The following is a 23,789-nucleotide window of genomic DNA, read 5'->3' on the forward strand; positions in this document are numbered from 1 at the left end:
TGGCGAGCCAGATGAGGCAGCCGCCGAGCGCCAGCCAGCGCCCTTTTCCCTTGAGAGTGCGCACGCTCATTTGTGCTTCTCCAGATAGGGCTTGAGGATGGCGAGATAGACGAGGCCGATGACGGTGATGACGATCAGGAACAGGAAGGAAAGCGCCGAGGTGTAACCGAGGTTGAACTTCTTGAAGCCTTCCTGGTACGCAAACAGCGTCAGCGTCTCGGTCGATATCCCTGGTCCACCGCCGGTCATGACGAAGACGGTATCGATGATCTTGTAGCTCTCGATCAGCCGGATGAAGACGACGGCAACCGAGATCGGCAACAGCATGGGAAAGGTGATGTCGCGGAACTGCTGCCAGGGCGTGGCATTCTCGAGGGCCGCCGCCTCATAGACATCGTCAGGAAGGGTCTGCAGCCCGGCGAGCAGCATCAGAATGACGAAGGGCGTCCATTGCCAGACCTCGACCGCGATGATCGAGCCGAGCGCCCAGCTCGTCTGGGTGAGGAACGGCAGATTGGGAAATCCGAGCGCGGACATGACCTCGTTGAGCGGCCCCATGGTCGGGTTGAGCACCTGTCGGGCGATCAGCGCCACGGCAACCGGCGCGACCAGCATCGGCAAGAGGAAGCTCACGCGGAAGATGCCCTCGCCCGGCACCTTTGAATTCAACGCCAGCGCCACCGAGAGGCCGATGACATATTGCAGACCGACGGAGATGAAGGCGATCAGCGTCGTCGTGCCCGCCACGTGCCAGAAGCGTGGGTTCTGCAGAAGGTCGAGGTAATTGCCGAAGCCGACGAAGCGCGCCGGTGTCGGCGGCACGAGCCGCATGCTCATGAAGCTCGTCGTCAGCGAATAGACCAGCGGGAAGATCGAGATCAAAAGGACGATCAGCAGCGCTGGCCAGATGAAGAAGTGCTTGATCGGATCGTTGCGCGTCATGCGGCCGGACCTCTTGCAAGCAGCGCCTCGATTTCGGCAAGCGTCGGCATGGCGGGCGCGGTACCGCGACGCGTGACGGCGATGCCGGCCGTGGCGCAACCGAAGCGCACGGCATCGACCGGCGAAAGATCCCGAGCCAGTGCAGCGGAAAAGCCGCCGACAAAGGCGTCGCCTGCCCCTGTCGTGTCGATGACCTGCCCACTGGTGATCGCTGGCACCAGCACCGACTGCTCGTGGTTGTGGTAGAGCACGCCGCGTTCGCCGAGTGTGATCAGCGCGGTTCTGGCACCCTTCTTCAGTAGCGCGTCGCCGGCACGGCGAACGTCGTCCTCGGACGACAGCGCAAAGCCGACGATCGCCGCCGCCTCGGTCTCGTTCGGCACGAGGTAGTCGCAGAGCGGATAGATCGCATCCGGAAACGGTTCGGCCGGTGCAGGATTGAAAACGGTGGTGACGCCGGCCGCATGGGCGATCTCGAGCGCACGCTGGGCTGCCGCGACCGGCTGCTCCAGTTGGGTCACGAAGATGCGCGAACCTTCTATCGTCTCGCGCGCGGCCTCGACATCGTCGACGCCGATCGACCCGGCAGCACCCGGATAGACGATGATGGCGTTTTCGCCGTTCTGGTCGTTGACGTAAATGAAGGCGGCACCCGTCGGCAGATCATCCATCTGCACGATCTTCGGCGTCACCCCGGCTTCGGCATAAGTGCGTAAAGCCATCTCGCCGAAGGTGTCGCGACCGAGCTTGGAGATAAATGAAACCGGGCTTCCCGCCCTTGCCGCTGCAACCGCCTGGTTCGAGCCCTTGCCGCCTGGACCAACCGAAAAGCCGCTGCCGGTAATCGTTTCACCGACGGCCGGCATACGCCGCGCCAGATAGGCCGTATCGGCGACGAAAATGCCAAGGATCGAAACACCAGTCTTCATTCAAGCCTCCCCCTGCGACCGCACCGCAAGGAAACGGCGTGCCCAGGCAATCTCTCGCGATTTCAAACTGCAAGTCTCGCCCGCGCGGCGACCGCGCAGGCGGTCAATCAGGTCTTGGGCGGAATGACGCCCTTTGTGAACAGGAAGCAGCCGTAAAACCGCGTCTCGCCTGTCGTGATGACGCAATAGGCTTTCTTGGCTTCTTCGTAGAACTTGAAGCGTTCGATGCCGTACATCGGCGCCGACTTGCTCTCGGCACGATCGATTGCCGCCTGGACTTCCTGCTGCACCGGCAGAACGTCATCGGGCGCGCCCATCACCTCCATGCGACCTGCCGACGGCTGAAGCGGCGTGTCGAGCGGCAGCACGGAAAGCACCGCTTCGACGGCACGCGCGGCCGACACGTTGTCGATGCGCAACAGCGTGCCGAGCGTCGTCTTGCGGGCAATGGCATCGGAGGGGAAATTGGTGTCGGAAATGACCAGCGTGTCGCCGTGCCCCATGGATCTGAGAGCGTGCAGCACGTCGGCATTGAGTGCGGGGTCGATATTCTTCAGCATGCAGTCCTCCTCCTGGCGCCATGCCGTTGCGGCCGCACCATGGCGTTTTCCGTTTCAGGACAAACGCGTCTCCCTAACCGTTCATTCCCTCCATCGCGCGAGCCGGCTCCCCCCGCCCCGCGCGTTGCGGGTCCCCTACTCGCCGTAGGGGATCCAGATGTTCTTGACGTCGGTCGCACGGCGCAGATAGGCCGGGCCTTCCGCAGCGTCACGATCGAGCCAGTTCGTCGCCTTGCCGTAGTCGACAAAAGTGCGCTTCAGGTTGCCGGACGAAAGCATCTCGACCTGCGTCGACAGCTCCGGCGTGCCGAATGCCCAGAGAGCATCGACGTCATTGTGGCTTGCAAGCGTCTTTGCCAGCTCGATCGCCGAACCGGTGACGATGTTGACGACACCCGCCGGAACGTCAGACGTTTCCAGCACCGTGTAGAAATCGGTTGCTGCCAGCGGATGCGGCTCGCTCGGGACAACGACGACCCGGTTGCCGGTGGCAATCAGCGGCGCGACGAGGCTGATCATGCCGAGAAGCGGCGCTTCCGGCGGGCAAATGACGCCGACGACGCCGATCGCCTCGGGGATCGCCAGTGCGACGCCGCGAAGCGGCGGCTGGTGGATCGCACCTTCGTATTTGTCGGCCCAGGCGCCGTAGGTGAAAAGGCGGGCGATCGAGGCTTCGACCTCGGCCTTGGCCGCGGCCGCAGAGGCACCGGTCATCGCCGCGATGCGGTCGGCGAATTCGTCGGCGCGGCCGCTCAGGTTTTCAGCGATGTAGTAGAGGATTTGAGCGCGGTTGTGCGTCGTTGCCGACGACCAGCCCGATGCGGATTGCGCCGCCACGACCGCATTGCGGATGTCCTTACGGTTGCCCTCGCCGACTTCGCCGAGCACCTTGCCCTTGGGCGAAAGCACGTTGCGGTTATAGTTGCCGTCCGGCCGCGCCTGCTTGCCGCCGATGAAGAGTTTTGCCGTGCGATCGACGGTCGGCATGGCGAAATCGCCGGCGACAGGCTTCAGTACCGGTTCGGCAACAGCAGGACGCAGCTTGCGGCCGAGCCATGCCTTCGGCTTCAGATATTCGTAGCAGCCTTCACGGCCACCCTCGCGGCCGAAGCCGGATTCGCGCTTGCCACCAAAACCGGCGGACGCATCGAACAGATTGGTGGCATTGACCCAGACGACGCCGGCGGCAAGCTTGGCTGCGACATGCAGAGCGAGACCGATCGTTTCGCTCCACACGCTGGCCGCAAGGCCGTAGCGCGTGTGGTTGGCAAGCTGGATTGCTTCTTCCGGCGTGCGGAAGGTCATGGACACCGCGACCGGCCCGAAGATTTCTTCGGTGGCGACGATCGAGGTCGGCTGTACGCCGGTCAGGAGCGTCGGCGGATAGAAGCTGCCGCCCTTCGGCAGTTCGATTTTCGGCTGATGCAGGACCGCACCTTCGGCGACGCCCTTGGCAACGAGGCTCTCGATCCGGTGCAACTGCACCGGCGCGACGATTGCCGCCATGTCGATGGCCTTGTCGAGCGGATGGCCAACGCGCAGCGTCTGCATGCGGCGCTTCAGCCGCTCGTAAAACAGCGGTGCAGCGCCTTCCTGTACGAGGATGCGCGAACCGGCGCAGCAGACCTGACCTTGGTTGAACCAGATCGCGTCCACCACGCCCTCGACAGCGCCATCGATATCGGCGTCGTCAAAGACGATGAAGGGAGACTTGCCACCGAGCTCCAGCGTCAGCGACTTGCCGGTGCCGGCCGTGCGCTCGCGAATGAGGCGACCGACCTCGGTCGAGCCGGTAAAGGCGATCTTGTCGATATCGGCATGTTCGACGATCAGCGCCCCGGTATCGCCTTCGCCGGTCACGACGTTGAGCACACCTGCGGGCAGACCGGCAGCGGCAGCAAGCTCCGCAAAGAGCAGCGCCGTCAGCGGGGTGAATTCCGCGGGTTTGAGAATGACGGTGTTGCCGAGCGCGAGCGCCGGGGCCACCTTCCAGGCAAGCATCAGGAACGGGAAATTCCAGGGGATGACCTGGCCGACGACACCGACCGGGACCTGATCGGCAAACTCGGCTTCCTGCAGCTGAGCCCAGCCGGCATGGTGATAGAAGTGGCGGGCGGCGAGCGGCACGTCGATATCGCGGGTTTCACGGATCGGCTTGCCGTTGTCGATCGCCTCGACCACCGCGATCAGCCGCGCATGGCGCTGGATCATACGGGCGAGTGCATAGAGATGGCGGGCACGGGCATGTCCGGGCAGCTTCGCCCATGCAACCTGCGCCTTGCGAGCCGCGGCGACGGCATCGTCGACATCCTTGGCGCCGCCGAGTGCGATCTTTGCAAGCAGCTTGCCGGTGGCCGGCTCATTCGTCTCGAACGTCTTGCCGGAGGCTGACGCGACGAAAGCGCCGTTGATGAAGTGGCCGAATTCACCCTTGTGACGCGCCAGCCACTGGCGGGCTTCCGTGTCGGCTTCCGGTGCTGGACCATAGGACATTTCGTCAAAATACCTTGCGACGGTCATCGGGATCATCCAATCGGGTGTCGGTTGAGGGCCGAGTAGGCGCCGGTCACGTGATGTTCGAGCTGGCGCTCGATGTCGGCAAGCAGGCTCGATGCGCCGATTCGGAAGAGATCCGGCTCAAGCCATTCGCGGCCCAGCTCATCCTTCATCAGGAACTGATAGTTCAGGATGTCCTTCGCCGCAGAAATGCCACCGGCCGGCTTGTAACCAACCTTGAGGCCAGCCTGCTCCTGATAGGCTCGGATCATGCGCAGCATCACGAGCGTCACCAGCAGCGTGGCGTTGACGCCTTCCTTGCCGGTCGAGGTCTTGATGAAATCGGCACCGGCCATCATGCAGACGAGCGAAGCGCGGGCAACGTTGCGCAGCGTCTTCAGGTCGCCGGTCGCGAGAATGGCTTTCACATGGGCATCGCCGCAGGCGGCACGGAAGTCACGCATCTCGTCATAGAGCGCCTGCCAGTTGCCGGTGAGCACATGCTCGCGGGTAATGACGATGTCGATTTCCTTGGCGCCGTCGGCGACCGAAGCCTCGATCTCGCGCAGCTTGACATCATGCGGAATGAGACCGGCCGGAAAGCCGGTGGAAACTGCTGCAACCGGAATACCGGAGCCATCGAGGGCCTCGACGGCGGTTGAAACGAACCGGTGGTAGACACAGACGGCACCCGTCGTGATGCCGCGACTGCCCATGCCAAGCGCGTCGAGCAGGTCCTGGCGCACCGGCTGGCGCGCCTTGGCGCAAAGACGCTTGACGCGCTCGGTCGTATCATCACCGTTCAGCGTCGTCAGATCGATACAGGTCACGGCCTTCAGCAACCAGGCCGCCTGCGCGTCCTTCTTCACCGTGCGACGGCCGGGAAGGGTCGCCACGCGGCGCTCGGCGGCAGACAGGTTGACGCGCTGATCCAGCACCCAGCCAAGATCGAGATCGATGCCGTTGTTGCGCGGCCAGTTATGGCCTGCGGCCGGCGATTGCGCGACTTTCGTCACGCCTGATTTCACAGCTAGGTCTTCCAAGCGATGGCTCCTTGAACTCCCTGTCACGGCACAACTCTACACCCAAGGCGCAGCCGTGGAGATCGTCAATTTTGTTATTTTTCTACCGATTTTTTGTGACTATTCCATCAAATATTGAGGGTGTCAAGCGAAGCGCCGGGATTTTGACGAATTCGTAATATTTTTGATCGACCCGCGATTACTGCGCCGGCACGAGGGTCTCGCCCTCTTCTGTGATGATAGAGCGAAAGACGCGAAGGGGCGCAAAGAACGCTGGCTTCAGCTTGCCGATCTTGCTCAAGTCGATGACGAGGTGACTCTCGCGAGCGAGTGCGATGACCTTCTGCTTCACCGACACTTCGTGGAAATGAACGCAGGTGGCGCCCCTGCCCGGATCAACACCGGCTGCAGAGAGAAAGGCAACGTTGATGCCGAGCGAATCGAGCGTCTCCAGCCCGGAGTTACCGGAAAATGAGGCCGAGGACGGATGATAGACACCACCCAGCATGACGATCCGCACGTTCGGCTTGTGCGTCAGCTTTTCCGCCACGTTTAGCGAGTAACACACTGCAGTAATTGAATAATTCTCCGGGATAAGATCGACGAGATACTCGAGCGTCGTGCCGCAATCGATAAAGATCGTCTCGTCGGGCCGAATGTGGCGGGCCGCATGCACACAGGCGTCACGCTTGGCGGAGGCGTGGCTGTCGGCTTCACGGGCAAGCTCATAGGGCGCATCAGGCTCGATTTCGCCCGCAGGAACAATATGCCCGCCGAGAAAGGCGAACTGGCCCGGGTTGTCGGCAACATCGCGGCGAATGGTCATTTCCGAGACGCCAAGCAAGGCTGCGGCGTCGCGCAGATGCAGCACCCGGCGTCCGGAAAGCGCGTCGGCAAGCTGTATGATGCGGGCTGTCTTGCGGCTGACCATGATTTCTTCCGTGTCCGGGTCGTATTCGCCATTTTTGCAGGGCGGAACAGTATTTGTGAAAATTATCACAAATCCTCACCCGCGAGCAAGAGGTCTCACACCGGCTGAGAATCGCAGCGAGGAGCAATTGCAAAATACCGCTCCCACAAAAGCAAGACGGCGGATCGATGACCCACCGTCCGAAGATGCATTTGCGCCGCCAATGCGTCGATGAGCGCGGCAATCAGCCTGCTATCGGCACGGTTCTGTCCGCCAGCCAGCTGAGGGATTCGCTATCGAGCATGCTGTCCACTTCCTGCACGACACGCCGGTGATAGGCATCGACCCAACGGCGCTCGGCGGGTGTCAGCAATTCGACCTCAGCCAACCGCATGTCGATCGGGACCAGCGTCAGGCTGCGGAAGCTGAAGAAGCCGTCGCCGTCGTCCACCACCTCCACCTGGTTCTCGATGCGGATGCCGTAGGCGCCGGCCTTGTAGTAGCCGGGCTCGATCGTCGTCACCATGCCAGGCGTCAACTCGATCGCGTTGACACGGCGATCAAAGCGCTGCGGCTGCTCGTGGACGGACAGGAAATGTCCAACGCCATGGCCAGTGCCATGATCGTAATCGAGCCCGAGATCCCAGAGCGGACGGCGCGCGAAAGCGTCGAGCTGGTGCCCATACGTTCCCTTGGGGAACTTGAGCGTCACCATGGAAATCAGCCCCTTCAGCACCGCCGTATAGGCGCGCCGGATCTCGTCGCTGACGGGGCCGATCGCAGTCGTGCGGGTCGCGTCGGTGGTGCCCGTCAGATACTGCCCACCGCTGTCAAGCAGATAGACGCCGCCCGTTCTGATCGGCGCGCTGCTCTCGTTCGTCGCCGCGTAGTGGCACATGGCCGCGTGACCGCCTGCCGCCGAGATCGATCGGAAGCTCGGTTCGACAAAGCACTCGTCCATCTGCCGGTAGGCGAGAATGCGGTCCTCCGCTTCCAGCTCGCTCACCGGCCTGCCGCTTGCATCCCGCTCCGCGGCATTCTGTTCAAGCCAGGCGAAAAAGCGGATCCAGGCGGCACCGTCGAGGCGGTGGCAATCGCGGAAACCGGCGAGCTCGGTGGCATTCTTGTGCATCTTGGCAAGCGTGATCGGGCTGCGCGCCAGCTGCACGGTCCCTCCCGCCGCCCGAGTCGCATGAGCCGCGGCCGAAGGCGCAAAGCCCGGATCGATCAGTGCCGTGCGACCGGCAGTCATTGCCTTGACGCGGGCGAGCAACCGGCCGGGTTCGGCGATCGCGACATCGTCGAGCTCGAACCCCGAAAGATCGTTCGGCAGCTTGCGATGATCGACCAGCCATTCCGTCTTGCCATGCCGGTCGAAGATCAGGAAGGAGTGCGGCATGGGGTTGAAGGCAACGTCGCGACCGCGAACGTTGAGGAACCACGAGATGTTGTCCGGTTGTGCTTCAATGAGTACGTCTGCCCCCTGCTCCGCCAGCATGGCAGCAATCCGGCGCTTCTTGTCGGCGACGCTTTCGCCGGAGTAGGCGACGGGAAAGGCCATGATCTTGCCGAGCGGCTTTTCCGGCTGATCCGTCCAGATCGCATCGACGAGATCTTCGTCGACCGGCGTCCAGACGCCACCCGCCTCTGCCACCGACTGGCCGCAGTCCGCGTCCCAGGTCGAAGGCAAAAGCATGGCGTTGAAACCGACACGCTCGCCCTTGCGCAGATTGGTGCGCAGCCAATCTTTCAACGGCGCATCATAGAAATGTTCAATCGCAAAGGTCTCAAGATCCACCTCGTCGCGCACCTGCACTTGGTAGCGACCATCGACGAAGATGGCAGCGCGGTCACGCATGACGATCGCAACCCCGGCAGAGCCGGTAAAACCGCTGACGAAGGCCAGGCGGTTGTCGTGCGGCGCGCAGTATTCGCCCTGGTGCTCGTCGAACCGCGGCACGACGTAACCGTCGAGCCCGGCTTCCACAAGCTTGCGCCGCAGCGCGCCGATCCGGCCGGAGATGGCCGGCCTTGCTCTCGTATCCATGATGTCTTTCCTGTCGAGTGGTGTTTCAGGCGTCGCCGATTGTGTCGGCGAAATGGCAGGCGGTCATGCCGGCGCCGACCGGTCGCAGTGCCGGTTTTTCGCGGCGGCAAAGTTCGGTGGCGTGGGGGCAGCGCACGTGGAAGGGGCAACCGGGCGGAATGGCAAGCGGGCTTGGCAACTCGCCGACAAGCGCCGGCGCGCGACGCCTGGCGCCCGTATCGAGCGAAGGCGCTGCGGCGAGCAAGCCCCTGGAATAGGGATGCATCGGCCTTGAGAACAGCGCTTCCGAAGGACCGATCTCGACGATCCCGCCCAGATAAATGACGGCGACGCGGTGCGAGACGTGGCGGACGAGGCGAAGGTCGTGCGCCACGAACAGCACGGTCAGCCCCAAGTCGTCCTGGAGCTCGATCAGCAGATTGACCACCTGCGCCTGCACCGAAACGTCGAGCGCCGAAACCAGTTCGTCGGCAACCAGGCAGGTTGGCTCCAACGACAGTGCCCGGGCGATGCCGATCCGCTGGCGCTGCCCGCCCGAAAACTCGTGCGGATACTTGTCGGCCGCCCCTTCGGGTAGCCGGACGAGGTCCAGCAACTCATCGACGCGCCGGTCGATCGCGGCTCCCTCGCGCATGCGATGAACGGATATCGCTTCGCGCAACGTGTCGCGCACGGTCATGCGCGGGTTGAGCGAGGAATACGGGTCCTGAAACATCATCTGGACGCGCCGGTTATAGGCGCGCCGTCGCACACCCTTGAGGCCGACGACGCTTTCGCCTTCAAACAGGATGTCGCCTGATGTCGGGCGATGCAGCCCGGCGATCAGGCGCGCGAGCGTGGACTTGCCACAGCCGGATTCTCCGACAATCCCCAGCGTCTCGCCGGGCATGACGTCCAGGTCGACGCCATTGACCGCCGAGACGACCTGATGAGGTCGCTGCGCCAGCGCATCGGAGAGAGAACGGCGCTTTTCGAAGCGCATGGTCAGCGCGCGAAGCGAGAGCAAAGGCGACGCGATTGCTGAAGCTGGCATGGTCATTGTGCCGCCTCCCGCGGTCTGAAGTGCGCTTGAGCGTCTCCGAGATGATGGCATGCGACCTGGCGCAGCCCGCCGATGCTCTGCAGCCCCGGCCGAACCTCGGGACACTCGGCACCGGCAACCGGACAGCGCGCACTGAAGGCGCAGCCAGGCGGAAGCGCATTCAGCGCCGGAGGCGCGCCGGGGATGGAATAGAGGGGCGTTCGCGGCGCGACATCGCGCGGGATCGAGCGCAACAGCCCCAGTGAATAAGGATGGCGCGCATCGGCGATCACATCCGCCGTCTGTCCGATTTCGCAGAGCCGTCCGCCATACATGACGGCGACGCGGTCACAGGTTTCAGCCACCACACCCATGTCGTGGGTGACGAGGATCACGGCCATGCCGAGATCGCGGCTGAGCTGCTGGATCAGCCTTAGGATCTGGTCCTGGATCGTCACGTCGAGCGCGGTCGTCGGCTCGTCGGCCAAAAGCAGTTTCGGATTGGAGGCCAGCGCAATCGCAATCATCACCCGCTGCCGCATGCCGCCGGAAAACTCGTGCGGGAAATCGTCGAGACGATTGCGGGCAGCCGGGATGCCAACCAGTTCAAGAAGCTCGATTGCCCGCGCCTTCCTCGCCTTGGCGTCGAGGTCCGTATGGGCGACAAGGTTTTCCGAAATCTGCAGGCCAACAGGCAACAGCGGATTGAGCGATGACATCGGCTCCTGGAAGATCATCGCGATTTCGCGGCCGCGAATACGCCGGAGTTGCTTCTCGGAAAGCGAGACGAGATCCTGGCCATTCCAGCGGATTTCGCCGGCGACGCGACCGCGCGGCCTGACGATGCCGAGGATAGAGCGCAGCGTGATGCTCTTGCCGGAGCCAGATTCGCCGACGAGGCCTAGAATCTCGCCTTGCCCCACCTGAAACGAGACATCGTCAACGGCAACCAGTGGCCGCTCGCGCGTGCCGAACTCGGTGCGCAGATGCTTGACGTCGAGCACGATCGATTTTCTTCGTGTTGCCATCTCAGCGTCCTTTCGGTCGAAGCAGATCGGCAAGGGCATCGCCGACGAGGCTGAAGCCGAGCCCGGTCAAGACAATGGCGATGCCGGGCATCAGGCTCATCCACCAGGCCGTCATCAGGAAGTTGCGGCCCTCGGCGATCAGCACGCCCCATTCGGCCGCCGGCGGCTGGGCGCCAAGCCCGAGATAGCCGAGCGACGAGCCGAGCAGAATGGCGAGCGCCATGTCGGTCATCCAGTAGACGATGATCGGCGATATCGCGTTCGGAAGCAGATGACGGAAGATGATGCGCCGATCGGAATAGCCGAGCACCCGGCCGGCGGCGGCGTAGTCGTTGGCCTTCTGCGCCATGATTTCGGCGCGGGTCAGCCGGGCGTAGTAGACCCAGTTCACCGCGGTGATCGCCACATACATGTTGACGAGGCCGGGGCCGAGCACGGCGACGATGGCGATCACCAGCACCAGAAAGGGAAAGGTGATGATCGCATCGACGCAGCGGCCGAAGATCACGTCGGCGATGCCGCCGTAGTAACCAACGAAGGCGCCAACGGTGAGCCCGATCAGAAGCGCGAAAATCGTCGCGAAAAACGCCATCTGCATGTCGACGCGATAGGCCCAGATGACGCGTGAGAGCACATCACGACCGAAATTGTCGGTGCCGAAGGGATGGGCGAGGCTCGGCCCCTGCTGCATCGCCTGAAGATCGAAGGCGAGCGGATCGTAAGGCGCAAAGACCTGAGGAAAGAGCGCGAGCGCCAGAGACAGGCCAAGGATGGCGATTCCGACGACGAAGGATGGGCGGGCAAAGGCACGTGCGAGAAAGGCCGCGAGCCGCCCCGCCGTCTGCGAATGGGATTGCGAGATGGCGCTCATGATTGGCGAAGCCTCGGATCGAGCCAGGACTGCACGACATCCGTTAGCAGGAAGACGACGGAGACGAGCACGGCGAAGGTCAGCGTCAGGCCCTGGATCAGCGGGTAGTCGCGGGCAAATATCGCTTCCAGCATCAGCCGGCCGACGCCTGGAATGGCAAAGACGGTCTCGGTCACCAGAGTTCCGCTCATCAGGTTGCCGATCGAAAGCCCCAGAAGGGTCACGGTGGAGACGAGCGCGTTGCGCAACACGTGCCGGGTCATGATGATCCGCGGTGAAAGACCTTTGGCCCGCGCGAACTGGACATAGTCGGCGTCGAGCACCTCGATCAGCGAGGCGCGCAGATTGCGCAGGATGATGGCCGACGTATAGAGCGCGACACTCAAGGCCGGCAGGATCAGGTGGTAGAGATTGGCGAGAAAGGTCTTGCCGTAGCCGCCAACCGGGAACCAGCGCAGTTGCGCGGCAAGCACGGTTAGAAGCAGCAGCCCGATGTAGAAGACGGGCATGGAAAGCCCGACCTGGAAGATGCTGCGAATGGCGACATCCACGGGACTGTTCACTCGCGAGGCCGCAAGAAACGCGAGCGGACCGGCAAGGATAATGGCGAGCGCCACCGAATAGAGTGCCAGGAAGATCGTCGTCGGCAGCCGCGCGAGGATGATTTCGCTGACCGGCGCCTTCAGCATGATCGAGCGGCCGAGATCGCCGGTGAGCGTGTTCTTGACGAACACAAGGAACTGCACCGGCAGCGGTTGATCCAGCCCGAGATTCTGACGGATCTGCTCAAGCTGGGCATCGGTCGCTTTGGCCTCGGCCATGGCGATGGCCGGATCACCCGGCAAAAGGCGCACGAGCAGGAAGATGAAGACCATCACCAGCAGGAACGTCGGGATGATCTGCAGCAGCCGCGCCACAAGATAGGAAAGTGAGGGCATGGATCCAACCTTCAGCCGGAAGCCGCGCGGCGAAGCGCGGGGCTTCCGGGAACCGTTGCGTTATCAGTCGGCGCGCCAGGCTTCCGAGAAGTCGTTGGCGCCGAGCGGCGTCTGCACATAGCCCTCGATAGACTTCGAGACGGCGACGGCGAACGGCGTCTCGAACAGGAAGAGCAACGGCGCTTCCGCCGCATAGATTTCCTGCATGCGCTTGTATTCGTCCTTGCGCTTGGCCGGATCGGTCTCGATGTTGGAGGCTTCAAACAGCGTGTTGAACTCCTGATTGTTCCAACCGGTGCCGACAGCTTGACGCTGCTTGTAGTAGCCGAGCCAGCCGGTCACCTGCGCCGGATCGTTGACGTCATTCGCCCAACCGTACGTGTGGATGTCGAAGTCGCCGGAGCGGTTCTTCTCGCCGCGGGTCGGGTTGTCGACCTGTTCGACCTTGAGGCTGACGCCGAGCGGCGCCCACATCTGCTGGAGGGCGGTAAACAGCGTCGCGTCATCGGCGCTGCCGGCAAGCGTCGTGAGTTTCACCTCGAAGCCGGCACTCAGACCGGCTTCGGCCAGCAGCTGCTTCGCCTTTTCCGGATCATAGGGGTAGAGCGGTTCGGGCCCGTAGTGAAGCTGGGTCGCCGCCGACATCAGCGACGTCATCGGCTTGCCGGTATCGAAAGTCACAAGCTTGATCAGGACGTTCTTGTCGGTCGCATAGTTCAGCGCCTGGCGAACCTTGACGTCGGCAAGCGGGTTCTTTTCGCCATCCTTTTTCGCTTCGCGCGTATTGATCGGCGCGTAGACGATGCGGGTCGACGGGAAAAGCTCCATCTTCAGATTGGGGTCGGCACCAAGCTCGCCGACGCGGGCGAACGGAATGAACTCGGCTGCATCGACTTCGCCGGCCTGAAGCTTGAGAATGCGGGTGGCGTCATCGGGAATGACGAGGAATTCCACTCGGTCGAGATAGGGCAGCGGCTTGCCGTCTTCACCCTGGCGCCAATAGTTCGGGTTGCGCTCGAAGCTCATGCTCGAGCCCTGTACATGGCTCTTCATGACAAACGGACCAGACGTCACCGGGCCGGCTGCGAAGAAGGCACGCGCCTTTTCCTGGTCGGTGGCACCTGCCGCCTTTTCGAAGGCCGCCTTCGGCATGATGCCGGTGTTGAAGGTCGCAAGGATCGAGATGATCGTCGGGTCGGGGTTCTTCAGCGATACGGTGATCTTGTTGCCTTCGGCCGTCACCTTGTCGACTGCGCCGAGCAGGCCCGCCCAGGGACCGAGATCGGCGTTGCGCGCCCGATCGAGCGAGAAGACGACATCGGCACCGGTCAGGTCCGATCCGTCGGAAAACTTGAGCCCACTCCTCAGCGCCAGCGTGATGGTCTTGCCGTCAGACGAGACTTCATGCGCTTCGGCGAGGCCCGCGACGATCGAACCGTCCGGGCTGTTGCGTAGCAGCGTTTCGTAAAGACCATTCACCATCCAGAGATCGGGATTGCGGTCCGCATAGACGGGATCGATCACGGTTGAATCGTCATAGCGCGCAAACGTCATCGCGCCGCCGCGTTCGATCGCGAGCGCCGAGGTGGTGGCGGCCAGAAGTCCAAACGTCGCGCTGAGCACGATAGGCAATATACGTTTCATCTCACTCCTCCTTTTGACCGCAGCCGTCATCCATCGCGCGCCGAGCGCGTTAATTGGATATTGGATCCAATTTTTCTCAATGATTTTTGCCGCCGACGGATTGCCGCGAAAGCGTTCTTGTAGTTCCCCTTGTCAAGAAGGTGCCGCGTCCGATGTGATCGGGTTGCCGAACCAACTTTAGTTGGACTAAAGTACATCGATAGACGCGAGTCAAGCGGAAAGAAAATCATGCCCCTGAAGACGAAAGAGGCGCCTCAAGTTTCCGAAGGCGCTTCCCTCCCCGAAGCCTCGACGACGGCATCGCTCGGCCAGATGCTGCGCGCCCGCCGCAAGGAAATCGGCAAGACCATGAAGGACGTGGCGCGAGAGGCGGGCCTGACTGAGGGCTTCATCAGCCAGATCGAACGCGGCATTTCCACCCCGTCGTTGATCTCGCTGTACAACGTCGCCAATGCGCTCGGCACCAGTGTCGACACGTTTCTGTCGCAGCCACCGCAGCATGGGCACTCGATGGTGTCTCATGCCGGCGAGCGGCCGGGCTACAATGTCGAGACCAAGGAGCGTGTCTACGAATTGATCGAGCGCGGCTTTCCGGGCGCTGCGCTTAACGGCTGCATCACCCACATGCCCGCGGGCTATGCGTCTGAACTCACCAGCCACGACGGCGAGGACTTCCTCTATCTGATCGATGGCGAGATGCTCTACGAGATCGATGGCAAGGAATACCTGCTCAAGGCCGGCGATACCCTGCACTTCCCGGCCTCCTTGCCGCACCGCGCCCGCAATGTCGGTGCGGGTCCGGCGCGGGAGCTGTGGGTCGGCACCACCCGGATCATCAAGGAAGATTGAGGCGCTGCCGCAAAGCCCCAAATGCGGGCCGCATGGTACGGCCCGCATTGTGTCGCTTTACTGCTTGCGCGGCCAGGTGTCGGCGAGCTGGTAGCCGCCGGGCCACGGATCTGCCGGATCGAGCATCACCTGATGGGTTCCGGTGATCCAGGCGCGACCGGAGATTTCCGGCACGATCGCCGGGCGGCCACCGACCGTCGTTTCGCCGGCGATACGGCAATTGAACGTCGAATCGATAATCGAATGGCCGTCGAAACGCTGGCCAACTTTCATCACGCCGCGGGCGTGCAGCACGGCCATGCGCGCCGAGCAGCCGGTGCCCGTCGGCGAGCGATCGAGCTTAGCCGGCTGGATGACGACGGTGTTGCGGCCGTGCAGAATGCCGTCCTTCTCTTCGACGGGCATCGTCAGCTGGCAGAAGGAGATATGGTTCCATTCCGGGTTTTCCGGGTGGGTAAAGCCCAGTTGCTCGTTGGCCGCGCGGGTGATCTTGATCCCGGTTTCGGCGAGTTCGCGCGCCTCATCCGGCGTCACGGAAAAGCCGAGCGCCCGCGCGTCGGTGATGACAAAGCTGTCGCCGCCATAGGCCGTGTCCACCGTCAGCGTACCCAGGCCCTCGACTTCGAGTTTGGCATCGAGCTTGTCGGCGAAGGACGGAACGTTGGTGACGGTGATGCGCTCGGCTTTGCCGTTGCGGCATTGAGCAACGACGTTGACGAGCCCGCCCGGCGCTTCCAGCACCATGCGCGTTTCCGGCTCCTGCATCGGCACGATGCCGCTGTCGAGCAGCACGGTGGACACGCAGATCGAGTTGGAGCCGGACATCGGCGGCGTATCTTCCGGCTCCATGATGATGAAGCCCATCGTCGCGCGCGGATCCTTCGGCGGCACGAGCAGGTTGATGTGGCGGAAGACGCCACCCCGCGGCTCATTCAGCACGAAATTGCGCAGCGTCTGGTCTTCCGCGATGAAGCGGCGCTGCTCCCAGAGCGTATTGCCTGGCGGCGGCGCGACACCACCGACGATGACGTCGCCGACTTCCCCCTCCGCGTGGCAGGAAACGATATGGACGACCTTGTTGCTGCGCATGCCTTTCTCCTTCCATGGTGGTGGCCGGAGGCCACCGGGGACGCACCGTTGCGCTGCGCATCGACGTCATTCCCACACTGGCCGTTGACGACAGCGCGACCACGCCACTTCGGCCGAACAGACTCATAGAAAAATTGGATCCAATATACAATCCAGATTCTGATAACCCGCTTCATCAGGCATTATCTGCCCCTCGCCCACGACTTTGAAAGCGCGCAAGTGAGAATACTCCGGCGTCACTGGAGCCTGTCGCTCCATTCGGGTTAAGAAGTGTGGTGATCGCAGTGATCAATTCGCTCCTGGTCGAAGACCCGAGGCGGTGCCATCGAGGACGACACGAATGGAGTTTCAACGGCTGGCCCGCCTAAGGTTTCCAGGCGCGACAAGAGCGACGCCGCGGGAGCGAGCGCGACACTCACAGCAAATCCCCGCCACGCCAACTTTATATGGCGCAGCCGAGGAGACCCGGAAAAACCTGGGCCAATCCCGCCGTTGAGGACGATCTACTTCTTTGAACGCTCTGCTTTGAGCTCGACGTCGAGGCGGTTGTAAGCGGCCTGGATCATGTCGATGTCGCTGAGGTGGCTGGCGGCTGCAAGCTCGATGACCACATTGGCAACGGCCGATTCCACCCGTAGCTGCGCACGGCTGCGGGCCTGCGTCACGAGCTTGGCGGCTGCTTCCGGTGGGCCTCCGAGCGCAAAATAGAGGTCCAGCGATCTTTCGAGAAACGACTGGGCGCGATCTGACGGCGACACATCGGCAAGCGCGCCTTCAATCTGCGTCACAAGTGCCACGGATTTGTTCTGGATCTCACTCATCGACCATCCATGCGAAGTTCCATTCTTGGGATACGTGCCTAGAAGAATGGTCGTAACGCAGAAGGTCAAGTATTTCGCGCGGAATACTTGACCTTCTGCGTTGTGTTTTGTGTCCCAGGCAATCCGCATTCCACTCGAAGGAGACGCGCCAGCATCAGGACGGCGACAGCTTTCAGGCACAGGCGCTGTTGCCCGGCAACCGGATTGGACCTATGACCGTTGAAAAAGCAGCGCCAGCGCGCTTCGAATTCGCCAGCCCGCGCGGCATGGCCAGCAGGGTTGGACACGATGAAACTCGATGCCGTCGACGTCAGGCAGGCCGCCTCAGCCGCCGATATCGTATATGAGGCCCTGCGCAAGGCGATCATCGAAGGCGATCTCGCCGAAGGCGAGAACTTGCGCCAGGACCACATCGCTCAGATGTTCAACACCAGCCGCATTCCGGTGCGCGAAGCGCTTTCCCGTCTCGAACAGCACGGCCTGATCACCACGGAGCGCTACAAGGGCGCGGTCGTCGCGGGTCTGTCGATCGAGGAGATCGAAGAGATCTTCGAGTTCCGGGCGCTGATCGAGGCCGAAGTTATTCGGCTCGCCGTGCCCAATCTCGACCGCCGGACCATCGAGCTGGCACGCCGGCACTGCGAGGAATTCGAGCGGGAGGAAAACGCCGACCACTGGGGCGAGATCAACCGCAACTTCCACTACAGTCTCTACGAGGCCGCCCGCCGTCCATACTATCTGCAGATCGTGCGCGCCTCGCTCGACCGCATCGACCGCTACCTGAGGGCGCAGCTGACGTTAACTTCGGGCATTGACCGCGCACGCCGCGAACACAAGGCAATCCTCGAGGCCTGTCTCGCCCGCGACGCCGAGCGCGCCAGTGCCCTGACGCGCGACCACATCCTCGATGCCGGCCGCTCACTGATTGTCTTTCTCAGAGATCAGCGCGGCTAGACGACGCGCGCCAGGCAAGCCGGCGCTCCCGTCATAATAGTTTGATTTAAATACCGTTTTATTATCTATCACTCGCGATCGATTCTTCGCTTTTGCCAGCAGGACACCCGCTGAAATTGCGCCCGGCCTTGACTTCTCCTTGGTTGACAAGTGCTGCGGAAGCCTGAAAAGTGAAGCCCCTATCGAGACCGGCTGCGTTGGGAGGACTTGATGTCTGTGCGCGCGTTTTTCGGCCTTTCCACCCTGCTTTTGTCCCTTCTGACCATCGGAAGTCCCGCCGCCGCCCAGCAGAGCGGTCGGCAGGTCGAGATCACCAAGGATGGTGATTACTTCGGCTTCGACCTCAGGACCGAACAGAACGTCTCACTCGACGAATGCCAACAGACCTGCATCGATGACCAGTCCTGCCGTGCCTTCACCTACAATCCCAAGGTGAAATGGTGCTTCCTCAAGTCCGATTATAACCAATTGAACACCTTCCCGGGCGCGATTGCCGGCAAGGTCGTGCAGCCACAAGCAACGACAACGGATATCGGCGCGCCGCCGCGTTTGAAATTCCTGTCGGATCAACTTCTGCAGGATGCCCGCACCACCAAGGCAAACCTCGCGCTTGCAGACGACCAGCAGGGCATGGGTCTCAATACGCTGATCGACATGGCGCGTGGCCAGGCCGGCATGGGCAACATCGAGAATGCGCTGAAGGCGTTCCAGGGGGCACTCGCGATCTCGCCCGACGACGCCGAACTCTGGTTGGAGGCCGCACGCACGGCCAACCGCATCACCAACAATTCGAGTGTGTCGATCCAGGCGGCGATCGCAGCGATCAACGGCTATGAGCTCACCCGCACCGCAGAGAGCCGGGCGCATGCGCTTGCTGTCATGGCCAAGTCGCTCGAAGGCGCTGAGAACTTCCGCGCCGCGCTGGATGCCTACAAGGCAAGCCTGGAGCTGGTGAAAGCAAAGTCCGTCGAGGCGGCCTATCTCGATCTCAAGCAGCGCAAGGGCTTCCGCGTTGTCGAACACACGATCGATTCGGACGCTGCAACCCCACGTGCCTGTGTGCAGTTCTCCGAACAACTGCTGAAAAGCGGCGCCGACTACGCCTCGTTCGTCACCGTCAACGGCGCCGCGCCGAAGGCGCTGGAAGCCAAGGGCGACCAGATCTGCATAGAGGGGCTTTCGCACGGCGAGCGCTACAAGCTGACGCTTCGCACAGGCCTACCCTCGACCGTCGAGGAAGTGCTTGAAGCACCTGTCAATCTCGACATCTATGTCGCAGACCGCGCCCAGATGGTGCGCTTCACCGGCGACAGCTTCGTGCTGCCGTCAACCGCGCGCCGCGGCATCCCGATCGTTTCGGTCAACACTGATAGCGCCAAGCTCAAGCTCTATCGCATCGGCGACCGCAGCATCGCCCAGGTCTTGCAGAACTCGCAGTTCCTGACGCAGCTTGACGGCTACAGCGCCCAGCGCATCGAGGACGAAAGTGGCGAACTGGTCTGGCAGGGCACGATCGACATTACGCGTGACGTCAACAAGGAAGTCGTCACCAGCTTCCCGGTCGACGAGGCGCTGCCTCAGCGTAAGCCCGGCGTCTATGTCCTGACCGCGGCCCCGACCACCGGCATCAGCCAGGAGTGGGATGCCCGCGCGACGCAATGGTTCGTCGTCTCCGACATCGGCATCTCCACGTATGCCGGCACAGACGGTTTGAACGTCTTCGTCCGCTCGCTTGCCTCGGCCGAACCGATCGAAGGCGTCGAACTGCAGCTCGTCGCCAAGAACAACGAAATCCTCGGCACCGCGACGAGCGACGGCGACGGTCGCGTCACCTTCACCGCCGGCCTGATGCGCGGGACGTCCGGCCTGACGCCCGCGGTCATCACCGCCAAGAAGGGTGAAGACGACTACGTCTTCCTCGACATGAGCCGCGCCGGCTTCGATCTTTCCGACCGGGGGGTCACAGGCCGTGCCGCACCGGGTGCCATCGATATTCTCGCCTGGACCGAACGCGGCATCTATCGCGCCGGTGAAACCGTGCATGCGGCAGCGCTTGCCCGCGACGTCGACGGCATGGCGATCGAGAACCTGCCGCTCACCTTCGTCTTCCTGCGGCCGGACGGCGTCGAGTATCGCCGCATGACCAGCCCCGGCGGCGAGCTTGGCGGCCACACGCTCGATCTCGACACCCAGGCGAACGCCATGCGCGGCACCTGGACGATGCAGATCTTCACCGACCCGAAGTCCCCGGCAATCGGCGAGAAACAGTTCCTGGTCGACGACTTCGTTCCCGATCGCACCGAGTTCGACCTCACGAGCGACGCCAAGGAAATCACCGTCGGCGAAAATGCAAGCGTGGCTGTGGACGGGCGCTATCTCTATGGCGCGCCGGCTGCCGGCCTCGAACTCGAAGGCGAAGTGACGATCAAGCCGACACGCGAAAACGCTGCCTTCAAGGGCTATTCCTTTGGTCTCGCCGACGAGGAAGCAAGTGAAGACACGCGCCTGCCGCTCGAAGAGCTTTCGGCCCTCGACGAGGAAGGCAAATCGACCTTCGACGTTCTCATCGACGAAGTGCCCGCGACCACGCAGCTGCTCGACGCGACCGTAACCGTCCGCATGCGCGAGGCCGGCGGCCGCGCCGTCGAGCGCTCGCTGAAGCTACCGGTGCGGGCCGAAGGCCCGATGCTCGGCATCAAGCCCGAATTCGAAGGGGAACTGGCAGAAAACTCCATCGGCAAATTCCGCGTCATCGCCGTCGATCCGGCCGGCGCCAAGATCGCCATGCCCGGCGCTCTTTGGAAGCTGATCAGCGTCGAGCGGAACTATCATTGGTACCGCGACGGCAGCGCCTGGAAATACGAGCCAGTGGTCACCACCAAGCAGGTGGCAAACGGCAGCGTCGACCTGACGGAAGACGGGGCTGAGATTTCCGTTCCGGTTGGCTGGGGTCGCTATCGCCTCGAAGTCGAGACGGCGGCAGTCGATGGGCCGACCTCCAGTGTCGAATTCGATGCCGGCTGGTACGTGGCTGCCACCTCGACGGAAACGCCTGACGGCCTGGAAATCGCGCTCGACAAGGAGAAATACGCCGCCGGCGACACGGCCAAGCTGAAGGTTTCGCCGCGCTTTGCCGGCGAACTGCTGGTCACCGTTGGCACTGAGAACCTGATCACGACGACGACCGCGTCGATCGCCGCCGAAGGCGGCGAAGTCGAACTGCCGGTCACCGATGCCTGGGGTGCGGGCGCCTATGTCACCGCCACGCTCTACAGGCCCGGCGATGCACAGGAAAGCCGCATGCCGATGCGCTCGATCGGCATCAAATGGCTCTCCGTCGATCCGGCCGAGCGCAAGCTTGCGGTGACGCTGAACGCGCCTGAAAAGATGGAACCGCGCCAACCACTCGAGATCGGCCTCCAGGTCGCTGGCGCCGGTGCCAACGAGGAAGCCTATGTGACGCTTGCGGCTGTCGATGTCGGCATTCTCAACCTCACCCGCTACGAGGCGCCCGATCCGGAGGCCTGGTACTTCGGTCAGCGACAGCTCGGGCTTGAGATCCGCGACCTCTACGGCCGGCTGATCGACGGCTCGCTCGGTGCAACCGGGCGTCTGCGCACCGGTGGCGACGGCGGACAGGCGGCCCTTCAGGGCAGCCCGCCCACGGAGAAGCTTGTCGCCTTCTTCGAAGGCCCCGTGAAGCTTGATACTGAGGGCAAGGCGACCGTCAGCTTCGATATTCCGCAATTCAACGGCACAGCGCGCCTGATGGCCGTCGCCTGGACGAAATCCGGCGTCGGTCACGCCACGCGCGACGTGGTGATCCGAGATCCTGTCGTCGTCACCGCCAGCCTGCCGCGATTCCTGGCACCGGGAGACCGCTCGGAATTGAGGCTCGAGATCGCCAACACCGACGCGCCGGCCGGCGACTATCAGATCCACGTGACGACCAGCGGCCCGGCCACTGTCGAACAACCGGGCACGGGCAACACGGTAACCCTGGAACAGGGCGGCCGGTCCTCCATCACTCTGCCCGTCGTCGGTCAGTACCCCGGAAACGGGGTCGTCACGGTGGCCCTCACCGGCGCCAACGGCCTTTCGCTGGAACAGTCGCTCGACATGCTCGTGCGTCCGGCGACCCTGCCGGTCACGCAGCGGCAAGTCGTTTCGATCGCGCCCGGAAGCAGCCTGACTGTCGATGGCCAGTTGCTGGCAGACAGCATCCTTCAGGGCGCTTCGCTCAACCTCAGCGTGACGCGGTCGGCGGCTTTCGACATGCCGGCGCTCTTGATGACGCTTGACCGCTACCCCTATGGCTGCGCCGAGCAGACGACGAGCCGCGCATTGCCGCTGCTCTACTTGAGCGAACTCGCCAAGCAATCGGGTCTCGCCGATGACGATGGCGTGACCAAGCGAGTGCAGGAGGCGATTTATCGCGTGCTCTCCTACCAGTCTTCGTCCGGCAGCTTCGGCCTCTGGGGTCCAGGCTACGGCGACCTCTGGCTCGACGCCTATGTCACCGACTTCCTGACCCGCGCCCGCGAGCAAAAATACGACGTGCCGGAGGCTGCCATGGTCCAGGCGCTCGAAAACCTGCAGAACGGCGTCGGCTACGACACCAATGTTAGGGATCGCGGCAACGAGATCGCCTACGGGCTCTATGTGCTCGCGCGCAACCGCAAGGCCGCGATCAACGATCTTCGCTATTACGCCAACACGGTCATCGACGATTTCCCGACGCCGCTCGCCAAGGCCCACATCGCCGCAGCACTGGCGCTTTACGGCGATGCGCAGGGGTCGCAGGACACCTTTGCCAAGGCGGCGAACATGTCGACCGGTCTTGTCAATGTCAGCCTGTCGCGCTCCGACTACGGCTCGTCCCTGCGTGACAATGCGGCCGTGCTGGCACTTGCCGCCGAAAGCCGCCCAGTCCCACCGATTGTTCCGGAACTGTCAAAGATCGTCGCGCGCGAATGGGAGCAGAAGACCTACACCAGCACCCAGGAACAGGCGTGGATGCTGCTTGCCGCCCGCGCCATCCAGAACGGCGACGAGGACATGGCGCTCGACGTCAACGGCGCATCGAAGACCGGCAGCTACGCCGCCCAGATGACCGGTGATGCGCTGATGACCCATCCGGTCGTGATCCGCAACCAGGGCGCCGACCCGGTCTCGGCCGTCGTCACGACGGTTGCGGCACCCGCCCAGCCACTTTCGGCCGGCGGCGACGGCTTCACCATCGAGCGCACCTACTACACGCTCGATGGCGCCGAGGCGAACGTCATGGAGGCACGACAGAACGAGCGCTATGTCGTCGTCCTGAAGATGACGGAAGCCAACGACTGGCCGTCGCGCGTGCTCGTCACCGACCTCTTGCCGGCCGGTTTCCAGATCGACAATCCGAGCCTCGTCGACAGCGCCCAGCTCAGCAACTTCGAATGGCTCGGCGAGATTACCGCGACCCACACGGAGTTCCGCAACGACCGCTTCGTCGCAGCACTCGACCGCAGCACGGGCGCCGGCCGCGAGGTCACGCTGGCCTATGTCGTGCGCGCGGTAACGCCGGGCACCTATGATCATCCGGCCGCCACGGTCGAGGATATGTACCGGCCGCAGCTTTCGGCCCGCACGGCCACCGGGCGCATGGAGGTGCTCGCCGCACAATAGG

The 23,789-nt window shown here is 63.0% G+C and carries 17 protein-coding genes; 3 read left to right on the top strand and 14 right to left on the bottom strand.

Annotated features, from left to right (window positions below):
• Positions 1-66: 66 nt before the first annotated feature.
• The 12 genes from VGO04_RS05730 to VGO04_RS05785 form a co-directional block, all read right to left on the bottom strand.
• Positions 67-942 (bottom strand): sugar ABC transporter permease, encoded by an 876-nt coding sequence (locus VGO04_RS05730; protein WP_327494998.1) that lies wholly within the window; start codon positions 940-942, stop codon positions 67-69.
• Positions 939-1,871 carry a ribokinase gene (gene rbsK, locus VGO04_RS05735; protein WP_327494999.1) on the bottom strand — a complete coding sequence of 311 codons (933 nt, stop codon included), beginning with the start codon at positions 1,869-1,871 and terminating at the stop codon, positions 939-941. The genes VGO04_RS05730 and rbsK overlap by 4 nt, the downstream gene beginning before the upstream one ends.
• A 107-nt stretch (positions 1,872-1,978) precedes the next feature.
• A complete protein-coding gene (locus VGO04_RS05740) occupies positions 1,979-2,431 on the bottom strand; it encodes an RbsD/FucU family protein (RefSeq protein ID WP_327495000.1) in 453 nt (150 codons plus the stop codon).
• Positions 2,432-2,566: 135 nt separating this feature from the next.
• Positions 2,567-4,951 carry an aldehyde dehydrogenase family protein gene (locus VGO04_RS05745; protein WP_327495001.1) on the bottom strand — a complete coding sequence of 795 codons (2,385 nt, stop codon included), beginning with the start codon at positions 4,949-4,951 and terminating at the stop codon, positions 2,567-2,569.
• Positions 4,952-4,956: 5 nt separating this feature from the next.
• Positions 4,957-5,970 (bottom strand): deoxyribose-phosphate aldolase, encoded by a 1,014-nt coding sequence (gene deoC / locus VGO04_RS05750; RefSeq protein WP_327495002.1) that lies wholly within the window; start codon positions 5,968-5,970, stop codon positions 4,957-4,959.
• 178 nt (positions 5,971-6,148) lie between these two features.
• Positions 6,149-6,880 carry a DeoR family transcriptional regulator gene (locus VGO04_RS05755; protein WP_327495003.1) on the bottom strand — a complete coding sequence of 244 codons (732 nt, stop codon included), beginning with the start codon at positions 6,878-6,880 and terminating at the stop codon, positions 6,149-6,151.
• 223 nt (positions 6,881-7,103) lie between these two features.
• Positions 7,104-8,906 carry an aminopeptidase P family protein gene (locus tag VGO04_RS05760; protein WP_327495004.1) on the bottom strand — a complete coding sequence of 601 codons (1,803 nt, stop codon included), beginning with the start codon at positions 8,904-8,906 and terminating at the stop codon, positions 7,104-7,106.
• Positions 8,907-8,931: 25 nt separating this feature from the next.
• Positions 8,932-9,939 carry an ABC transporter ATP-binding protein gene (locus tag VGO04_RS05765; protein ID WP_414650515.1) on the bottom strand — a complete coding sequence of 336 codons (1,008 nt, stop codon included), beginning with the start codon at positions 9,937-9,939 and terminating at the stop codon, positions 8,932-8,934.
• A 2-nt stretch (positions 9,940-9,941) separates the two neighbouring features.
• On the bottom strand, positions 9,942-10,955 hold the full coding sequence (locus VGO04_RS05770; RefSeq protein ID WP_327495006.1) for an ABC transporter ATP-binding protein: 1,014 nt from the start codon (positions 10,953-10,955) through the stop codon (positions 9,942-9,944).
• Position 10,956: 1 nt separating this feature from the next.
• On the bottom strand, positions 10,957-11,826 hold the full coding sequence (locus VGO04_RS05775; protein WP_327495007.1) for an ABC transporter permease: 870 nt from the start codon (positions 11,824-11,826) through the stop codon (positions 10,957-10,959).
• A complete protein-coding gene (locus VGO04_RS05780; protein ID WP_327495008.1) occupies positions 11,823-12,764 on the bottom strand; it encodes an ABC transporter permease in 942 nt (313 codons plus the stop codon). Before VGO04_RS05780 ends, VGO04_RS05775 begins: the two co-directional genes overlap by 4 nt.
• Before the next feature lie 63 nt (positions 12,765-12,827).
• The gene (locus VGO04_RS05785; protein ID WP_327495009.1) at positions 12,828-14,408 is read right to left on the bottom strand and encodes an ABC transporter substrate-binding protein; all 1,581 of its coding nucleotides are present in this window, start codon (positions 14,406-14,408) and stop codon (positions 12,828-12,830) included.
• A gap of 228 nt (positions 14,409-14,636) precedes the next feature.
• On the opposite strand from VGO04_RS05785, the gene VGO04_RS05790 reads away from it, so the two are divergent.
• Positions 14,637-15,257: a helix-turn-helix domain-containing protein gene (locus tag VGO04_RS05790; RefSeq protein ID WP_327495010.1), complete on the top strand. Its 621-nt coding sequence runs from the start codon at positions 14,637-14,639 to the stop codon at positions 15,255-15,257.
• 57 nt (positions 15,258-15,314) lie between these two features.
• On the opposite strand, the gene VGO04_RS05795 is transcribed toward VGO04_RS05790, so the two are convergent.
• Complete coding sequence (locus VGO04_RS05795; protein WP_327495011.1) at positions 15,315-16,346, bottom strand: trans-3-hydroxy-L-proline dehydratase; 1,032 nt, start codon at positions 16,344-16,346, stop codon at positions 15,315-15,317.
• Positions 16,347-16,849: 503 nt separating this feature from the next.
• Complete coding sequence (locus tag VGO04_RS05800) at positions 16,850-17,167, bottom strand: hypothetical protein (RefSeq protein ID WP_327495012.1); 318 nt, start codon at positions 17,165-17,167, stop codon at positions 16,850-16,852.
• A 288-nt stretch (positions 17,168-17,455) separates the two neighbouring features.
• On the opposite strand from VGO04_RS05800, the gene VGO04_RS05805 reads away from it, so the two are divergent.
• Positions 17,456-18,121, top strand: coding sequence for a GntR family transcriptional regulator (locus VGO04_RS05805; RefSeq protein WP_327495013.1), 666 nt, complete (start codon positions 17,456-17,458; stop codon positions 18,119-18,121).
• Positions 18,122-18,337: 216 nt separating this feature from the next.
• Positions 18,338-23,788 (top strand): alpha-2-macroglobulin family protein, encoded by a 5,451-nt coding sequence (locus tag VGO04_RS05810; protein WP_327495039.1) that lies wholly within the window; start codon positions 18,338-18,340, stop codon positions 23,786-23,788.
• Position 23,789: the final 1 nt, after the last annotated feature.

This window comes from Ensifer sp., from assembly GCF_035999185.1.
GTDB lineage: Bacteria > Pseudomonadota > Alphaproteobacteria > Rhizobiales > Rhizobiaceae > Ensifer.

Coding starts and splice junctions, on each gene's coding strand:
- VGO04_RS05730 (WP_327494998.1), bottom strand. CDS start 942: ATGACGCGCAACGATCCGATCAAGCACTTCTTCATCTGGCCAGCGCTG.
- rbsK (WP_327494999.1), bottom strand. CDS start 1,871: ATGAAGACTGGTGTTTCGATCCTTGGCATTTTCGTCGCCGATACGGCC.
- VGO04_RS05740 (WP_327495000.1), bottom strand. CDS start 2,431: ATGCTGAAGAATATCGACCCCGCACTCAATGCCGACGTGCTGCACGCT.
- VGO04_RS05745 (WP_327495001.1), bottom strand. CDS start 4,951: ATGACCGTCGCAAGGTATTTTGACGAAATGTCCTATGGTCCAGCACCG.
- VGO04_RS05755 (WP_327495003.1), bottom strand. CDS start 6,880: ATGGTCAGCCGCAAGACAGCCCGCATCATACAGCTTGCCGACGCGCTT.
- VGO04_RS05760 (WP_327495004.1), bottom strand. CDS start 8,906: ATGGATACGAGAGCAAGGCCGGCCATCTCCGGCCGGATCGGCGCGCTG.
- VGO04_RS05765 (WP_414650515.1), bottom strand. CDS start 9,939: ATGCCAGCTTCAGCAATCGCGTCGCCTTTGCTCTCGCTTCGCGCGCTG.
- VGO04_RS05770 (WP_327495006.1), bottom strand. CDS start 10,955: ATGGCAACACGAAGAAAATCGATCGTGCTCGACGTCAAGCATCTGCGC.
- VGO04_RS05775 (WP_327495007.1), bottom strand. CDS start 11,826: ATGAGCGCCATCTCGCAATCCCATTCGCAGACGGCGGGGCGGCTCGCG.
- VGO04_RS05780 (WP_327495008.1), bottom strand. CDS start 12,764: ATGCCCTCACTTTCCTATCTTGTGGCGCGGCTGCTGCAGATCATCCCG.
- VGO04_RS05785 (WP_327495009.1), bottom strand. CDS start 14,408: ATGAAACGTATATTGCCTATCGTGCTCAGCGCGACGTTTGGACTTCTG.
- VGO04_RS05790 (WP_327495010.1), top strand. CDS start 14,637: ATGCCCCTGAAGACGAAAGAGGCGCCTCAAGTTTCCGAAGGCGCTTCC.
- VGO04_RS05795 (WP_327495011.1), bottom strand. CDS start 16,346: ATGCGCAGCAACAAGGTCGTCCATATCGTTTCCTGCCACGCGGAGGGG.
- VGO04_RS05800 (WP_327495012.1), bottom strand. CDS start 17,167: ATGAGTGAGATCCAGAACAAATCCGTGGCACTTGTGACGCAGATTGAA.
- VGO04_RS05805 (WP_327495013.1), top strand. CDS start 17,456: ATGAAACTCGATGCCGTCGACGTCAGGCAGGCCGCCTCAGCCGCCGAT.